We start from the raw sequence: 16468 nt of genomic DNA on the forward strand, positions 1-16468 counted from the left end.
CCCGAGCGTCGAAAGGCGAGATCATCACCCATGCTCGACCCCTCGCCCGAGGACGAACGACCTTCACCGACGGTTACTACACCGGATTTCGTTGGTCGTGATCGGGAGTTGGCGGCGCTCCGGGCCGCCTTGGCCCGGCCACCGGCGATCGTGCTGGTCGAGGGTGAGGCAGGGATCGGAAAGAGCCGACTGCTGCGAGAGTGGTTGGCCGCGCCGGACCAGCGCACCGCCCTGGTCTCGGTGTGCCCACCGCTTCGAGAGTCGCTGACGTTGGGGCCGATCGTCGACGCGTTCCGTGGGATCGACCGGCCGGTGTCGCGGCTGCGGCTCACCGGCCTCGCGGGTGCGTTACGGCCCCTGTTCCCTGAATGGTCATCGGATCTGCCGCCCGCCTTGCAGCCCCTGGACGACGCGAAGGCGGCCCGGCATCGTCTGTTCCGCGCCCTGGACGAGCTGCTTCGGGCTCTGCGTGTCGACGTTCTCGTGCTCGAGGACGCTCACTGGGCCGACGAGGTGACGTTGGAGTTCCTGCTGTTCGTCGCCTCCCGACAGCAGTCGGACGGGCCAAGCCTCGTGATCTCCTACCGGCCGGAGGAGGTGGACGCCGGATCGCTGTTGCTGCGGCTGACGTCCCGGCTGCCTGCTGGCGTGACCCAGCTGAGGATCGCCCTGGCGCCGATGCGACCCGACGACACGGCGGCGCTGGTGTCCTCGATGCTCGATGGCAAGCCGATATCGCAGGAGTTCACGACGTTCATGCACGAGCGGACCGGTGGCGTTCCGCTGGCGCTGGAGGAGTCGGTTCGCCTCATGTGCGACCGTGCCGACCTCGTCTTCCGCGACGGGCAGTGGGTTCGGTTGAAGCTGCGCGAGCTACAGGTGCCGCCAACGGTGCGCGACTCCACCCGGGAGCGGGTGGGCCGTCTGTCGCCGACGGCGCAGCAGGTGTTGCGGGCCGCGGCGACGTTGGCCGAGCGGTCATCGGTGGCCACGATCGCGGTGACCGCCGGTCTGTCCCCTGATGCGTGTCGGGACGCTATCGCGGAGGCGGCCGATGCCGGTGTGCTGGACGGGGACGACCGCGGCCAGTGGCGATTCCGGCACGTGCTGGCCGCGACGGCCGTCTACGAAGCGATCCCGTTGACCGACCGCAGGCACCTCCACCTGCTGGCCGGCCGGGCGTTGGAGGACATCCAGCCGCCGCCTGTCGCACGCCTCGCCCGCCACTTCCGTGAGGCGGGCGACACGCAGTCCTGGGCGCGGTACGCCGAGCAGGGCGCCGAGCTGGCCATGGCCTCGGGTGACCACACCAGGGCGGTCGCCCTGCTGGTCGATCTGTTGTCGTGGTCCGGGCTGCCGCCGGCGGATCGGGCACGGGTCGCCCGCATCGCCGGCGTGGCCGCTCTGGGCCGTCGTGAACCGGTCGACGAGGTCTACCACCGCGTGATCCGCACCCTGCGCTCGGTGCTGGAGACCCCCGGTCTCTCCGCACGTCAGCAGGCCGAGATCCGCAACCCCCTGGGCCGGCTCTTGATCACCGGGGGTGAGGCGCAGGCCGCACTCGGCGAGCTCGAGCAGGCGGTGGCCAACCTCGACCATGACCCCGTCGAGGCGGCTCGGGCGATGACCTATCTCGGCTGGGCCTACGCGGGACCGTGGCCGGCGTCGACCCATCGGCGTTGGCTGGATCGCGCCGCTGAGCTCGCGGCCGAATTCGATTCTCCGGCGGAGCGGCTGAACCTGGCCGGCAACCGAGCCGCCGCGTTGCTCATGCTCGGCGAAGAGGAGGCCTGGGACGTCGTCGCTGGTCTGCCCATCGACGGCGCGACCCCGGCGGAGCGTCTCGACGTGGCCCGCATCCACGCGAACATCGGGACCGGCGCCCTGATCTGGGGTCGGTACGCCGACGCGGAGGAACACCTCGCCGTGGCCATGCGCCTCGCCGAGGCCGAGCAGGCGTCCCGGTTGCAGCACAACGTCCGACTCGAACAGGCCAACCTGGCGTGGCTCACCGGTCGGTGGGAGGGTCTCGCGGAGCGAAGCGCGGCACTCGCCGATGCCGACCGAGACCGGCCGGCGCACTACCTCGGCAGCGTTCGGCTCGCGGCCCGGCTGGCGGCCGCGACCGGACGACGGCGCGCAGCGGAGGAGCAGTTCCGGCTGGTGCTCGAGGAGTCCGCCCGTCTCGGCGCAGCCGACGACACGATGGAGGCCGCCGCCGCGCTGGCCAGACTGTGGCTGGCGGACGGAAACAGCGGCCGGGCGCTGCAGATCACGAACGAGCCGATGGACACCGTCCGGAGAAAAGGCATCTGGGTCTGGGCGACGGACCTCGTCCCCGCCCGGATCGAGGCGCACCTCGCGGCGGGCGACCTCAAGGCCGCGACACGCCTGGGCGACCAGTTCGCCAGAGGACTGCGTGGCCGTACGGCGCCTGCGCCTCGCGCCGCCCTCATCGTCTGCCGTGCCCTGCTGCTCGCCGCAGCCGGCGAGCACGCCCGCGCGGCGACGGCATACGACCGGGCGGCGCGCGCCTGGAGCGCGTTGCCGCGCCCCTACGACGCCATGCTCGCCCGCGAGCGTCAAGCCGAGGCGCTCATCGCGCACGGCCAGATTGAACCTGGCCGAGAGCTGCTGGCCGCACAGTACGAGCACCTGTTCAGGATCGGAGCACGCGGTGATGCGGACCGTGTCGCACAGCGGCTTCGCGAACACGGTGCCGAGGTTCCACGATTGTGGCGCGGTGGCCGGCGAGGGTACGGCGACCAGCTCTCACCTCGTGAGCTCGACGTCGTCCAACTGGTTGTCGCCGGCAAGACGAACCGGGAGATCAGCCGGATCCTGGCCAAGTCACCCGCCACGGTGGATCAACAGCTGCGGGCGGCGATGCGCAAGTTGAAGGTGACCTCCCGGACCGCGCTCGCGGTCAAGGCGGTCGAGGCCGGAGTGTTCGCCGAAGAGAACTCTCGATGACCCGTCGTGAAAATTGACGCATCCGCTGGATAGCGACGGCCGCTCGTCCCGCCGGAGCATGACTCCATGATCCATAGACCCAGGGCAGTGCATGCCTGAGCGACCTGCCGCGCGTGAGGACTCCGCCGGCGAGCACCAGCCGCCACTCGAGCTGCCGCGCGAGCCGCGCGTCAGCGCCCACGACATCCCCGATGCCCACGACGCCGACGGTGCCGAGAGCCACGACCCCTACCAACCCCTGTAGGCCGAAGGACCCATATGAGACTCAAAGCCCTCGCGGCTTCGCTGGCCGCTGCGGTCGGCCTGTGCATGATCCAGCCACCACCGGCGTTCGCCGCTGAGCCGGACCCCGGCGCGGCCGACAAGAAGATCGCGTCGAACCTGAAGGACCGCTTCCGCACGCAGCCGGCCGCCGACTTCTGGATCACGTTCGACACCAAGGCCGATCTCGCCCCCGCCAAGAGGATCGCGGACTGGACTGCCCGCGGTCAGTTCGTCTACGACGCGCTGAAAGCGGCAGCGAAAAGCTCCGCGGCGTCCGTCTCCGCCGAGCTCGACGCGGCGGGCGTGAAGTACACGTCCTACCCGCTCGTCAACGCCGTGCTCGTCAAGGGCGGCACCCAGAAGCTCGCGCTCGACGTCGCCTCGGTCCGGCAGGTCGCCGAGATCCACGCGGCGCCGCAGGTCGCGCTGGTGGAGCCGGTGGACGAGAAGGCGCCGGCCGACCGGGCCGCCCGCCCCGCCGCCCCGAAGGCCGCCGCCGAGGCAGGCACCGTCTCGTGGGGTCTGGACGCCATTCACGCTCCCCAGGCGTGGGCCATGGGCGCCACCGGTGCGGGCATCACCGTGTCCAACCTCGACTCGGGCGTCCAGTTCGACCACCCCGCCCTGATGCACCAGTACCGCGGTACGAAGCCCGACGGCACCGTCGACCACAACTACAACTGGATGGCCACCCGAGGCACCTGCGTCGATGCGCCGTGCGACGACAACGGGCACGGCACGCACACCATGGGCACCATGGTCGGCGACGACGGCACCAACCACGTCGGCGTCGCCCCGGACGCGCAGTGGATCGCGACGAACGGCTGCTGCGACAGCACCGGCGCCGAGTCGCTGCTCGAGTCCGGCTGGTGGCTGCTCGCCCCGACCGACGTCCACGGGAACAACCCTGACCCGTCCAAGCGCCCCCACGTCATCAACAACTCGTGGGGCCAAACGGCCGAGCACAGCTTCGACGACTTCTTCCGAGCCATCGACGAGGCCTGGAGCGCCGCGGGCATCTTCAGCGTCTGGTCATCGGGCAACACCTCGCCGTACGCGGCCTGCGACACCGTCTCCTCGCCCGGCTCCGCCGAGAGTGCCTACTCCGTGGGCGCCTACGCGTCGGACGGCACGCTCGCGTCGTTCTCCCGCAAGGGCGAGGGTGAAGGCGGCCGGATCAAGCCCGAGATCTCCGCTCCGGGCGACGCCGTCCGTTCGTCCTACCCGAACGACAGCTACACCGAGATGTCCGGCACCTCGATGGCGGCACCCCACGTCGCCGGCGCCGTCGCGGCGCTGTGGAGCTACGACCCGACCCTCATCGGGCAGGTCGAGGAGACCCGCCGTCTGCTCGCCGAGTCGGCCGTCGACGTCGACGACACCGAGTGCGGCGGCACCGCCGACTTCAACAACTCGTACGGCGAAGGTCGGCTCGACCTCGTCCGCCTGCTCGAGCTCGCGCCCCGGCAGGGCGGCACCCTCACCGGTGTCGTCACCGCCAACGGCGCCCCGGTCCCCGCCGCCGACGTGACGATCAGCGGACCGTTCAGCCGGTCGATCGGAACGGACAAGGACGGCCGGTTCACGACGAACCTCCCGGTCGGCGACTACCAGATCAGCACCAAGGTCTTCGGCTACCTGACCGCGACCGCCAACGTCACGATCTCCCTCGGCCAGGACACCTCCGTCACGCTGCCGCTCACGGCCGCCGCGAGGCACGACATCAGCGGCAGGGTCGTCGACGACAGGAAACAGCCGGTCCCGAACGCCGACGTCTCCGTCAGGGGCACGCCGCTGAAGCCGGTACGCACGGATGCCAACGGCGCGTTCACGATCAGCGCTGTCCCCGAGGGCGCCTACACGCTGGACGTCAAGCCCAACGCCTGCTTCTCGTCCACGACCGTCCCGTTGACCGTCGGCGCGCAGAACGAGTCGCCCGAGATCCCGGTCGGGCTCGTCGTCGACAAGGGCGGCTACAGCTGCGCCGTCTCCGACGGCGAGTACCTGCGCGGCAGCGACCCGGTCGCGTTCACCAGCGGCGTGTGGGCGACGGTGAAGCTGCCGTTCCCGATCGCGCTCTACAACGGCAGCCACGACACCCTCGGTATCGGCCTGCGCGGCGTGATCTCTCCGGACACGTCCACCGGGCCCGGCAGCGGCGGTGCGGGCATCTTCCCGTTCTGGGTCCAGAGCCCCGTCGAGTTCGCCCCCGGCGGGGGAGTCTTCACGGCGGCCACCAAGGTCAACGGCGAGGACGCGTTCGTCGTCGAGTTCCGCAAGGCCAAGCTCTGGGCCTATCCGACCCGGTCGGAGTACACGGAGCCGGTCAACTATTCGGCCACGCTCACCCGCTCGGGCACCGTGATCTTCGGGTACGGCGACGGCGTCGGGACCGACGACCCGGTGACCGCCGGCGCGCACGCCGTCACCGGCATCCAGGGCTGGGCCGGCGTCGACGGCATCCGGTTCTCCGACAGCACCCCGGTGCTGCGCGACGGGATGGTCGTCACCTACGACATGCCTGACTTCGGGTACCTCGACGCGACCGTCGTCGACAAGAACGACGGGCTGCCGGTGGCCGGGGCCAAGGTCTCGTTCACGAACAAGAACGGGCTCGTCGAGACCGTCACGACCAACGGGACGGGCGTCGTGCACCGGCAGCTTCCGGTCGGCGACTACACCATGACGGTCGACGCGCCGAACTACGCGATCGCGGCATACCCCTTCACCCTCGACAAGCTCTACGCGAACGCCAAGATCGACGCGCGTCTGACCACGGGCGTCGCGGGCGTGAAGACCGACGGCCTCGACGCGCTGTTGGGCACCGACCAGAACGGTGTGGGCTCGCTGACGCTGACCAACAACGGTTCCGCCCCACTCACGTACAACCTGAGCGAGGCCGCGCGCCACCCCGAGCTCGACGCCGCCGGCGCCACCGCGCGCACCGGGACGGGTGCGGCCAGCACGATCGACCTCACCGCGTGGAAGGCCGGTGCGAGCGGCATGAAGCCGTCGAACGTCGACGGAAAGGCCGCGACGGCGAAGGCCGCCGAAGCGCAGGCGGCCGGCAAGGTCGGCCCGACCTCCGGCGGGGACGTCATCACCCGGATCGCCATCCCGGGCACGATCGCCGAGAAGGAGCCCTCCGGCGTCGGGTACGACGGCGACGTCTGGGTCCACGACTACAACAAGCGGACCAACACCGCCTACACGGTGGCGGGCAAGCCGACCGGCAAGGTCTTCGACGCGTCGTGGAACCCCGCGTACCGGGCGTTCGACATGGCGCTCGACACCAAGACCGGTGACATGTGCCAGATGGAGGACAGCCCGGCCAGCTACATCCACTGCTTCGACCGGAACACCGGGAAGGAGACCCGGCAGATCAAGGGTGACTGGTCCACGCTGCAACTGACCGGACTCGCCTACAACCCGACGGAGGACGTGTTCTACGTCGGCGGTCGCGCGAACGGCATGATCGGAACCGTCGCCGGTACGTCGCACGACAACGCGGGTGCGCTGCTGTCCTTCTGCGCCCCGCCGCTGCCCGAGGTGATGGGCCTGGCCTACAACCAGGCGTCCGACACCATCTGGTACACCGACCTCACCTCGAACCGGCCCACCCGCCTGCTACAGGTCGACCCGGACGACTGCTCCCTCGTGAACGCGTGGTGGTTCCCGGGCCAGAAGGCGGGCCAGGGCGGCGGCCTCGAAACCGACTCGACCGGGGCGCTGTGGGCGGCGGACCAGGTCGCCGATGACGTCGTGCTGGTCGACGTCGAGGACGACCTGCTCACCGACCTGCCGTGGCTGTCGCTCTCCTCGGCCGGCGGCACCCTTGCCCCGGGTGAGTCGACGACCGTCAAGGTCTCGATCTCCTCGAAGGACGCCAAGCCCGGCGTCCTCGGCGCGAACATCGTGGTGAGGTCGGACTCCGGACGCCAGTCCAAGACCTACGTCCCGGTGACGCTCACGACCACGAAGTACCAGGTCGGCGTCAACGCCGGCGGCTCGAAGTTCACCGACGGCTCCGGCTACACCTGGTCCGGCGACCACGCCGCCGGCAAGGCGACGTGGGGCTACGACGGGAAGACGAAGGTCGCCACCACGACCGCCGAGATCGCAGGTACGACGGACGACGCCCTGTTCCAGTCGCAGCGCACCACGCCCGACAAGCAGTTGTTCTACCGCTTCCCCGACGCGCCCAAGGGGACCTACGCGATCGATCTCGGGTTCGCCGAGATCGAGAAGGTGGCCAAGGGCAAGCGGGTGTTCGACGTCCTCGTGGACGGGTCGCTGACGGAGTACGCGTACGACCCGGCCGCGGCCGTGGGGCCGAACACCGCCGACTGGCGCACCGCTGTCGTGAAGCACGAGGGCGGTCCGCTCACCGTGGAGCTGCGGGGCTCGAAGGGCCTGAAGGCCCCGACCATCGCCGCGCTGCGTGTGACGCTCGACCCGCGCGCGGACGCCGCGGAACCGGAGCCGCAGCCCGAGCAGCCGGAGCCGGGCCCCGTGCCGGTGGCTCCCGCCGGTCGCTCGTACTCGATGAAGGTCACCGAGGGGCTCTACCGCCAGGGCACGGAGGAGTCCGGGTGGCACGGCGATGACGTCTGCGGCGTGCTCTGGTTCGACACCAGCTTCCTGTTCCCGTTCTACGACACGGCCTGGGACGGCGTGTGCGTGACGACGAACGGCCAGCTGATCTTCGACCAGGCCAGCGCCGTGGGGAACAACACGGAGCTGCCGTCGCCGTACGCGTTCGACGCGATCTATCCGCTCTGGGACGACCTGGTCGTGGACGACCAGGCGGGCATCTACTTCGGCAGGACCGAGGTGGACGGCCTGGCCGCTGAGGTCATCGAGTGGCGCAACGCCACCTTCTACAGCGACCAGACGGCTCGCGTGAGCTTCTCCGTCACCCTCATCGCGGACGGCCGGATCCAGATCGGGTACGGCGACGGCGTCGGCGGCGACAACCCCCTCACCCGCGGGTCGTCGGCGACGGTCGGTGTGGAGAGCCTGACGCGCAACCCCGCGGGCCAGTACTCCTTCGACCAGCCCGTCCTGAAGGCCGGCCTGGGGCTGGAGTACACCCTCCCGGCCGCGGGCACGATCGAGGGCACCGTCACCGACAAGAACGACGGCAAACCGATCGAGGGCGCGATCGTCACGCTCAAGGGACCGAACGGTGAGCGGGTCATCACGGCCGACGCGAAGGGCCGGTGGAAGGCCCAGGCGCTGGTCGGCGAGAACACCGTTCAGGTCGAGGCGCCGAACTACGTCACCGCCAGCCACCCCGTGACCATTGCCAAGAAGGATCAGGCCGAGGTGGTCGACACGGCACTGACCACGGGCATCGCCACCGTCACCGGAGGTGACTTCGACTGGCTCCTCGACAAGGGCCAGAAGGCGACGGCCGACGTGACCGTGACCAACACCGGCTCCGCCCCGCTCGAGGTGCGGCTCAGCGAGCAGAAACGCACCAGCGACGGCGGGCACGAGGCCGCCGACCTTCCGTGGCTGGCCCTCACGGGCGCGGCCGCAACCGGCACGGTCACGCTCGCGGTCGGCGAGTCCACCACGGTCACGGCGACGGCCGACAACGCCGACGTCGAGCCCGGCGTGCTCGTCGGGGACGTGCTCGTGGCGTCGAACACCGGCAAGAGCGAGGCCCAGCTCAAGCCGGTCCGCCTGGCGACCTCGGCCTACTGGAAGGGCGTCGACGTGGGCGGATCCGGGTACGTCGGCAGCGACGGCTTCGTCTGGTCGCCCGACCAGGAGCTCGGCTCGCGGCCGTGGGGCTACGTCGGCGGCACGGCTCGTGCCACCAAGGCCGACATCGGCCGCACGGAGGACGACGACCTGTTCCGCAGCCAGCGGACCGGCAAGACGTTCACCTATGTGTTCAAGGACGCGCCCGCCGGGACCTACCGGATCGGCCTCGACTTCGCGGAGATCGAGAAGGTCAAGGCCGGCATGCGTACCTTCGATGTTGTGGTCGACGGCAAGGCCGTGCTCTACGACCACGACGTGCAGGCGAAGGTGGGTGCGCTGACCGCGGACGCGAACGCGGTCACCGTCGAGCACGCCGGTGGCGATCTGAAGGTCGAGTTCCGCGGCGAGATCGGCGAGCGCGACCCGATCCTCAACGCCCTGAAGGTCCAGGAGGACCCGCGCCTGTGAGATAGCCGGACCGGTCAGTGGTCAGAGCCTCCTCGGATCGCCGTGGAGGCTCTGACCACGACCACCGGGTTCGCGGCTCTGGGCCGTACTCGCGCACTCGGCCCGCCTTGGATCCTCATCACCGCACCTTCGGAGCCCCCCGACGCGACAGCTTGTCCAGGTCGCGCACGCAGAAACCGTGGTGTTGCCACTCCTCGTTGAGCACGGTGCCGAGGCATTGCCGCACGCGCCGGCCCTTGGCGTACGGGGGCCATCTGTCGTCGTCCGGCACCGGCGCGGGCCTTGCGAGCTGCTCGGGTGTGACCTCGGCCAGCCACGCCTCAATTTCCGAGGCCTGCCGATCGCGCACGGTCAGCACCTCGTCGAGACTCGGCCGGGCGGACCTGTCCAGCCCCAGCCCCTTTTGATCCGGCACGAACGGAGATGCCAGTCCCATCGCCGTGAACGGCTCGGTCAGCCCGAGTACGCAGCGCCGAAACCACGAGTCGTGCACGAAGACGAGATGACGCAGAGTCTCGACCATCGACCACTCGCCGTCGACGCCGAGATCCTCGCTGCCCTCGGCCATCGACTGACCCGCTCGGTGGTCGTCGCCCACGCCTTGCGCAGCTGTCGCCAGGCCTCGCGCAGGTCGGCCGGTTCATCGGAACGGATCAGCAGCCGCACCGGGTGCCGGCGGTCGAGCTCCGCCTCGACGTACGACATCACCTCCACCCCGTTGACCACGAGGTTGGTGACCAGACCGTCGATCTCGACGTCCTGCATGACCACACCGACCAGTCGCGCCCTGCTCAGGTCGCACTCGCGGAACTCCGCGCCCGTGAGGTCTTCGTCGTCGAAGTGCCGCATGCGGACAGACTAAGCCGCACCGCACCCACACAGACGACCAAAGTCATTTCCCATATTCCGATGTATCGATCATCGGGCGCCTGAACCGTTACTCGAAAGGCTCGTTGACAAGCTGGGAAGGGCCTGAAAGGGTCTTGTATACAACGAAGATCATCAGATTTTTTTGGGTCTGACCATTCAGGGGGATCACGGTGATGCGGAAGAAACGTCTTGCCCTGACACTTGGCGTGTCGTTGCTCCTGTCCATGGCTGTGGCGGCCAACGAGCCCGCGAACGCCGCCGGCCGGGGCCGCGTCGCACTGGGAGAGACCAGCGCCGGCGCGGAGCGCTTCCAGCCGAGCGTCACCTACGACCTGTCGGTGACCGACGCCGAGCGCGACGCGATCCACGCGGAGGTCGAGGCGTTGGCCGGCCGCGTCAACCGCGCGCGGGCGGGGGACGGCACCTACGACCCGCTCAGTCTGATCGGGGCGATGCTGGACGGGTCGAGCTACGACTCCATCTCCCGGGGCGGCACGGCCGCGACGGCGTATCCCTTCCCGGTCAGCAACACCGCAGCCAACCAGAACGAGTACGACCGCAAGGTCGCCAAGCTCGCCTGGGTGGTCAAGCTGGCCACCGACCTGGGTTTCCCGGTGGTCGTCCAACGCCAGCCCGACAAGTACGTCTACGCGGAGATCGGTGACCCGGACGCCCCGGAGATGGTCATGGCGTTGAGTCACCTCGACTCGCCGACGGCTTCCGTTTCGCCAGCCCAGTTGGCACGCTGGCGGGACGCCGACGGCAATCTCGGCACTCCTGGTGCGTACCACTCGCCCTACGTCCAGGACGGCTGGGTATACGGGGCGGGCCTGCAGGACGACAGCGGCCCGACGCTGGCGACGCTGCTCGCGGCCAAGGCGCTGCTCGAGGCGGGGTTGCCCCTCGACCGACGCATCCGCATCGTCATGGGAATCTACGAAGACGGCGGTCCCGGCACGCCCTCGACGACGAACACCGCCACCTTCCAGTCCATCCCGTACAACTCGAACCCGAGCTTCTACGACAACTGGGCCTACAAGAACCTCAACCGGGAGGAGATCCCGGTCGCGGCCTACACCTCCGACTCCCGGTTCCCGGTCATCGTGGGCAATTCCGGATCGGTGACCCCGTCGGTGTCGATGAGCCTGTCCGCAGACAGCACGAAGGCCTTCCGGCTGACGGGCGCCACAGCCGGCGTCACCCTGCGTGAAGGCGATCCGACGCTCAAGGACATCGCCTACGGCAGCACCACGCAGATCGCCTCCCGGGCAATCTTCACCCTCGACGTGGCGGGGGCCGGCTCCACCGAGCGCGACCGGTTCGTAGCCGCGATCACCGACGCCGCGACCACGAAGGGTTGGCTCCCGGCTGCTCCCCGCACCACCCCCAAGGTGCAGACCACGATCACCGGTGACTCGCTCACGCTGGAGATCAACACCGATGTGGCCATGGAGATGCCGACCCCGCAGTACGGCAAGAACGCCGTCGTGTGGGGGATGTTCCTTCTCTCCAAGGGGCTCGGCGCGCTGGGAGACACGGCCGCCGACATGCAGTTGAAGAAGGCCGCCGACGGCATCACCGACCTGTTCTTCCGCGACGGCGTCGAGGGCGAAGCCTATATCGGCAAGTACATGGGCATCCCGGCGAACCTGTTGCGGAACCCGAGCAACGGCACCCCGAACCTGACCTTCGCCCTCATGGGAGGCATCAACTCGGAGACCCCGACGAGCTTCTACACGGACGCCTCGGGCAGCCTCAGCATTCCGATGTACGTGCGCAGCATGCACGTGACCGCGGCCGACTCCAGCCAGGCCACGACGGCGGTCACGGCCGCCTTCCAGGCGAAGGGTTTCAGCATCGACAACCTCGGCGCGCCCGTCGGCGCCGGGTTGTACGTCACTCACGACAACCCGCTGACGGCTCTGCAGTTCGGGAGCTACCAGGCCTCGGTCAACCGCAACCCGGAGGAGTTCGCGGACCCGTACTCCCTCAGGGACGTGGTCTATCCGCAGGGCACGACCGGCGGCACCCTGGCCAGCAGCTTCCGCAACAAGATGACCGCCTTCGGCGCGGTGATCCCGGGTAACGAGCGCTGGTGGCACACGGCCAACGAGCGGATGAAGGTCGACTCGGCGGTGCAGATGACCAAGATCATGGCCGATGGCATGCTGGAGATGGCCCGGTACTCGGGACCCGCCGGTGCCAAGTTCATGTGGGCGGACATGCCGGGGCTGAACGCCGACCGGGCGGACCTCGACCTGCTCGACGTCACGATCGGAACCTACAAGGACGCGTCGGCCGCCGTCGGCACGAGCCAGTTGGGCAACCAGGCCCTGCTCGGCGCCACCTCGTTCAACATTCCGATGTGGAACGGGCGCGGCAACTCGACCCCGACCGCCTCGGCTTACGCGCTGGGGCACGCTCCGGGAGGGGTCTATCTGCCCCTGAACGACACGGAGTACCTGAACAGCACGTACGTGGCGCCGATGCGTCTGGAATTCAAGGTGGAGCGCCCCGACCACATGTCGGACGCGGCTTGGGCGAAGTTCGTGGCCGGGGGCTACGGCGACTTCCAGTTCAACATTCTCGTCGGCGACAAGGTCGTGCCGCTGGCGGTTCCCGCGGGGCAGAGTGCGGACAAGTACTTCTCCTCGCGCATCTCCGCCAACAACCCCGACGCCATCTACCTGTCGGTCAACCTCGCGATCACCGATGCACCGTACACCGGGGTGCAGGCCAAGCTCGCGGATTCCAAGACGGACCTGTACACGGTCAATCCGACGTACCTGGCCTCGAACCCGGATCCGTTCCCCGGCCGCGGAGCCATCGAACAACGGGGCTTCTTCGTGTTCGGTGACGGGCAGAAGAACGCGGAGTTCTCCTCGCCCGACGCGGTCTACGTGACAGTCGCCAACGCCGTCGTCGATGCCAAGCCGTCGGCGGTGGTGAAGAAGCTGAAGGGCAACAAGAACGAGTTGACCGTCACGGTGACGCAGACCCACGTCGACGGCACTGAGTCTCCTGTGACGGCCACGTTCACCATCGACAACAACGCTACCGGCACGTACACCGTCGGCGATTACAAGGTGTACGTCGAGACCAAGGGCAACACCCAGGTGCGGTCGATCCGCATCGTGTGACGGGTGTGAACCGGAGGTCCTGCCACCGCGCACGAGAGGGCATGCGCGGTGGCAGGACGCCTCGACTCCGGGTCAGCGGCCGCGGGGTGGGGCGCGCCGGCGAGATGACGACGTCTCCGCACGCCAATCGGGTGAGCGCTATCGGGGATCTGCGACCATGAATCATGACCTCCGGATCGCGGAACGGCTGGGATCCCTTGGCGGCGACTGCGGCGGTGATCGCCTCGATCATGATCGGTCTCTATGTCGGGCTGATACGTCAGCAAGGCGGCCAGGCGGCGGCCTGGTTCCTCGCCGGACTGGCAATGGCAGCACTTCTTTCGATCTATGGTGTAGCTCGCGCGGCGCCCGGGCGCCGATTGGTGCTGGCGGTGTCGGGCGTGATGATGGTGGTGCTCGGCCTTCTCGGCATCCTGTCGATCGGATTTCCCATCCTCGGTGCGGGGGTGTTTGCGCTCGTCGCTGCGTCGCGCACAGCAGCGACCGGGGCAGGCCCGCGCCCCGGGTGAAGGTTGACCTGAACCCCAGTCCCATTCAGGTGGGTGGCCTTCCTGCTGCCCGTACAGCAGATGGCACCTGCGCTCGTCGTTCACGGCGCATTTGATGTGGGCCGCATCGACGTCCGGCCTCACATCCGGGCTTTGAGCACGTCGACCTCACAGCCCGGCGAGGACGGATCGAAGCCGTGCTCGGCGAGCCAGCGGACCGCCAACAGGCTTCGCAGCGACCACCACCCGCGGATCACGTCGAGATCGACATCGGTGCCGTAGCCGGCCACCACGTCACTCAGGTGCTCGTCGTGTCCAAGGGTCAAGCTGGCAAGGTCGTACAGGGCGTCGAACCTGGCCGCCTCGGACCAGTCGATCACGCCGGTGATTTCGTCGCCGTCGACGAACACGTGGCTGATCTGGAGGTCGCCGTGCGTGAACACCGGTGTCCACGGTCGGAGCGCAGCCTCGGCAACCTCACGGTTGCGGCTCACCAGCTCGGTGGGAAGGACGCCGTTCGTGACGAGCCACTCGCATTCGTCGTCGAGGCGCGACGCGATCTCGTCGAGGGTCCGACCGGGCCATGGGGGCAGCGGCGCATCGTGCAGCATCCGTGCGGCGGCACCCGCCGCGGCCCACGCCGCGGGCGACGCGGTCGACGGCTCGCCGAGGCGGCCGAGTGCCGTCCCCGGAAGGGCGGCGAGCGCGAGCACGGGCGGCTTGCGCCACAGGACCTCCGGAGTCGGGATCGGTGCCATGGCCATCGCCTCGACCTCGACGTCGGTGCGCGTCTGATCAGAGTCGATCTTCAGAAACACGTCGCCGACGCGTACGGTCGCACGCTCGCTATGGGCGACAACGACCTCGACCTCTTCCACGTCGGCCATCTTCGTGGGAACGACCATCGACGTCACCGGGTTTATCGCCTGCCGCCGTGTCGACTTTCAGTTGATGCGGCACGGATCAGTGTCACTTGATCCGTGACACCTCCGGCCGACGGCATTCACGGTGGTGAAACTGGCTGCCGTGCTCGAACCACTGCGCGGCGCAAGCGCCACCGGGGTTGATGGGTTCGGCGCGATAGCGTGTCGGCATGAACGAAGCGCCCGGGATCGACGAGCACGAGGCCCAGCCCAAGCCGGTGCGGGCCTTGCCGGAGGCGGCCGTCGCGGGGGACTGGTACATCCTCGCCGCCATCGCGGCCGCAGTCGCAGGTCTGCTCATGTGGCGTCGACGGAGCCGACGAGGCTCTAAGGCGACAGCCTGAATCAATCATCTCGACTGCTCACGTCGTGTGGCCGGCCGCAAGTCCCGCATCGAACGCGGCCAGGAAGTGCAGCAGCTGACGCCGCGCGGCATCGTCGTGCGTGCGGTGGTTCAGGAAAGTCGACGTGACGCCTCACGGCGCGATCGGCGCGGGAACGGGCGCGGCCCGGCGAAGAGCCGGGCCGGCCGGTCGTACCGATGCTCGCCGCGCCCGTCGACCAGGTGCCGGCGGCCCTGGCGACGGACGACGGTGTTACTTCTCGTTCGTGCCGGGCTTCCGGCTGATGGACTCCTGGTAGACGTCCGCATAGGTGCGGGAGTCCTTGATCAGGTCATCGCAGAAGGCGGCGACGTCGTTGCCGATGAGTTCCAGAACCCCCTTGCCGGCCGCGACGCCCTCCTCGAAGAAGTCGACGATCCCGGGGAGCAGGCGCCCGTCGGGCAGGTCGACCGGTCCGACCTTGAACAGGTATTTCTGCATCTCCTTGTAGACGATCTGGTAGTCCGGCGGGAGCGCCTTGACCCGAGCCACGTGCGCCCGCCACTGCTTCTTGCCCTCGATGATGTCCTGGATGCCCACGTCAGCCTCCCAGCCGGCCCAGTTTCCGTGCGACGTTCCTGTTCAACTGCTCGCGCCACCGGTCGCGATAGGTCCGGGCTCCCTCTCCGCCGGCCAGCGCCGTGCAGAAGCCGGCGATGTCGTCGCCGAGCACCTCGTGGGCGCTCTGCCCGTCGGCCGCTGCCTCTTCGAGCAGCCCCAGGGCGGCGTCGAGGATCGGCATCAGGTTGCGACCCGTGAAGCTCCCGTAGGGGAAGAGGTTGCCCTTGATCTGTTGCCACGCCGCCTGGTGGTCGGCCGGCAGCGCTGCCGCCCGGGCTTCGAAGGCCTTCCATTCCCTGGTGAGATCGCTGCCGGTGATGGTCTCCCAGAAGCTCATTCCCCGCCCTCCTTGAGCCTGTCGATGCGTGACGAGACGTACTGCCATTTCGCCCAGAACGTCGCGAGTTCCTTGCGTCCGGCGTCGTTGAGCGCGTAGAACTTGCGCGGCGGGCCCACCTCGGATGGTCGCTTCGTCACCTGGACGAGCCCGTTCCGCTCCAGCCGCAGCAGGATGGTGTAAACGGTCCCCTCGATGACATCGGCGAAGCCGAGCTCGTTGAGCCGACGCGTGATGGCGTACCCGTAGGTCTCCTCGCGGCCGATGATCTCGAGCACGCAGCCTTCGAGCGTGCCCTTCAGCATCTCCGTCAGGTCGTCCATCGCCGCTCCTCTTCGACCTCCCG

At 68.9% G+C, this 16468-nt stretch carries 12 protein-coding genes; 6 read left to right on the top strand and 6 right to left on the bottom strand.

Features of this window, described 5'->3' with window-relative positions; translation table 11 throughout:
- Positions 1-30: 30 nt before the first annotated feature.
- From ACSNOA_RS10620 to ACSNOA_RS10630, 3 genes are all read left to right on the top strand, one after another.
- The gene (locus ACSNOA_RS10620; protein WP_436657780.1) at positions 31-2973 is read left to right on the top strand and encodes an ATP-binding protein; all 2943 of its coding nucleotides are present in this window, start codon (positions 31-33) and stop codon (positions 2971-2973) included.
- 91 nt (positions 2974-3064) lie between these two features.
- The gene (locus tag ACSNOA_RS10625) at positions 3065-3217 is read left to right on the top strand and encodes a hypothetical protein (RefSeq protein WP_436657781.1); all 153 of its coding nucleotides are present in this window, start codon (positions 3065-3067) and stop codon (positions 3215-3217) included.
- A gap of 14 nt (positions 3218-3231) precedes the next feature.
- Positions 3232-9420 carry a S8 family serine peptidase gene (locus ACSNOA_RS10630; RefSeq protein ID WP_436657782.1) on the top strand — a complete coding sequence of 2063 codons (6189 nt, stop codon included), beginning with the start codon at positions 3232-3234 and terminating at the stop codon, positions 9418-9420.
- Between the two features lie 118 nt (positions 9421-9538).
- Here ACSNOA_RS10630 and ACSNOA_RS10635 read toward each other — a convergent pair whose 3' ends face one another.
- Both ACSNOA_RS10635 and ACSNOA_RS10640 read right to left on the bottom strand, forming a co-directional pair.
- The gene (locus tag ACSNOA_RS10635; protein WP_436657783.1) at positions 9539-9988 is read right to left on the bottom strand and encodes a DinB family protein; all 450 of its coding nucleotides are present in this window, start codon (positions 9986-9988) and stop codon (positions 9539-9541) included.
- Positions 9874-10269 carry a pentapeptide repeat-containing protein gene (locus tag ACSNOA_RS10640; protein WP_436657784.1) on the bottom strand — a complete coding sequence of 132 codons (396 nt, stop codon included), beginning with the start codon at positions 10267-10269 and terminating at the stop codon, positions 9874-9876. Before ACSNOA_RS10640 ends, ACSNOA_RS10635 begins: the two co-directional genes overlap by 115 nt.
- Before the next feature lie 227 nt (positions 10270-10496).
- On the opposite strand from ACSNOA_RS10640, the gene ACSNOA_RS10645 reads away from it, so the two are divergent.
- Entirely contained in the window at positions 10497-13430 is a 2934-nt protein-coding gene (locus tag ACSNOA_RS10645) for a M20/M25/M40 family metallo-hydrolase (protein ID WP_436657785.1), read from the top strand.
- Positions 13431-13645: 215 nt separating this feature from the next.
- Positions 13646-13939 (top strand): hypothetical protein, encoded by a 294-nt coding sequence (locus tag ACSNOA_RS10650; RefSeq protein WP_436657786.1) that lies wholly within the window; start codon positions 13646-13648, stop codon positions 13937-13939.
- 119 nt (positions 13940-14058) lie between these two features.
- Here ACSNOA_RS10650 and ACSNOA_RS10655 read toward each other — a convergent pair whose 3' ends face one another.
- Positions 14059-14805 carry an aminoglycoside phosphotransferase family protein gene (locus tag ACSNOA_RS10655; protein WP_436658376.1) on the bottom strand — a complete coding sequence of 249 codons (747 nt, stop codon included), beginning with the start codon at positions 14803-14805 and terminating at the stop codon, positions 14059-14061.
- 206 nt (positions 14806-15011) lie between these two features.
- Here ACSNOA_RS10655 and ACSNOA_RS10660 point away from each other — a divergent pair, with 206 nt between their 5' ends.
- Entirely contained in the window at positions 15012-15185 is a 174-nt protein-coding gene (locus tag ACSNOA_RS10660) for a hypothetical protein (RefSeq protein ID WP_436657787.1), read from the top strand.
- A 252-nt stretch (positions 15186-15437) separates the two neighbouring features.
- Here ACSNOA_RS10660 and ACSNOA_RS10665 read toward each other — a convergent pair whose 3' ends face one another.
- From ACSNOA_RS10665 to ACSNOA_RS10675, 3 genes are read right to left on the bottom strand one after another with little or no spacing between them, the layout of a single operon-like run.
- Complete coding sequence (locus ACSNOA_RS10665; RefSeq protein ID WP_436657788.1) at positions 15438-15764, bottom strand: DUF1048 domain-containing protein; 327 nt, start codon at positions 15762-15764, stop codon at positions 15438-15440.
- A 1-nt stretch (position 15765) separates the two neighbouring features.
- The gene (locus ACSNOA_RS10670; protein ID WP_436657789.1) at positions 15766-16122 is read right to left on the bottom strand and encodes a DUF1048 domain-containing protein; all 357 of its coding nucleotides are present in this window, start codon (positions 16120-16122) and stop codon (positions 15766-15768) included.
- Complete coding sequence (locus ACSNOA_RS10675) at positions 16119-16445, bottom strand: PadR family transcriptional regulator (protein ID WP_436657790.1); 327 nt, start codon at positions 16443-16445, stop codon at positions 16119-16121. The genes ACSNOA_RS10670 and ACSNOA_RS10675 overlap by 4 nt, the downstream gene beginning before the upstream one ends.
- Positions 16446-16468 lie beyond the last annotated feature (23 nt).

Source organism: Micromonospora sp. URMC 103, assembly GCF_051386435.1.
Classification (GTDB): Bacteria; Actinomycetota; Actinomycetes; order Mycobacteriales; family Micromonosporaceae; genus Micromonospora.

Excerpts from the sequence above, each read along its gene's own strand:
- ACSNOA_RS10620 (WP_436657780.1), top strand. The coding sequence starts at position 31 with ATGCTCGACCCCTCGCCCGAGGACGAACGACCTTCACCGACGGTTACT.
- ACSNOA_RS10625 (WP_436657781.1), top strand. The coding sequence starts at position 3,065 with ATGCCTGAGCGACCTGCCGCGCGTGAGGACTCCGCCGGCGAGCACCAG.
- ACSNOA_RS10630 (WP_436657782.1), top strand. The coding sequence starts at position 3,232 with ATGAGACTCAAAGCCCTCGCGGCTTCGCTGGCCGCTGCGGTCGGCCTG.
- ACSNOA_RS10635 (WP_436657783.1), bottom strand. The coding sequence starts at position 9,988 with ATGGCCGAGGGCAGCGAGGATCTCGGCGTCGACGGCGAGTGGTCGATG.
- ACSNOA_RS10640 (WP_436657784.1), bottom strand. The coding sequence starts at position 10,269 with ATGCGGCACTTCGACGACGAAGACCTCACGGGCGCGGAGTTCCGCGAG.
- ACSNOA_RS10655 (WP_436658376.1), bottom strand. The coding sequence starts at position 14,805 with ATGGCCGACGTGGAAGAGGTCGAGGTCGTTGTCGCCCATAGCGAGCGT.
- ACSNOA_RS10660 (WP_436657787.1), top strand. The coding sequence starts at position 15,012 with ATGAACGAAGCGCCCGGGATCGACGAGCACGAGGCCCAGCCCAAGCCG.
- ACSNOA_RS10670 (WP_436657789.1), bottom strand. The coding sequence starts at position 16,122 with ATGAGCTTCTGGGAGACCATCACCGGCAGCGATCTCACCAGGGAATGG.
- ACSNOA_RS10675 (WP_436657790.1), bottom strand. The coding sequence starts at position 16,445 with ATGGACGACCTGACGGAGATGCTGAAGGGCACGCTCGAAGGCTGCGTG.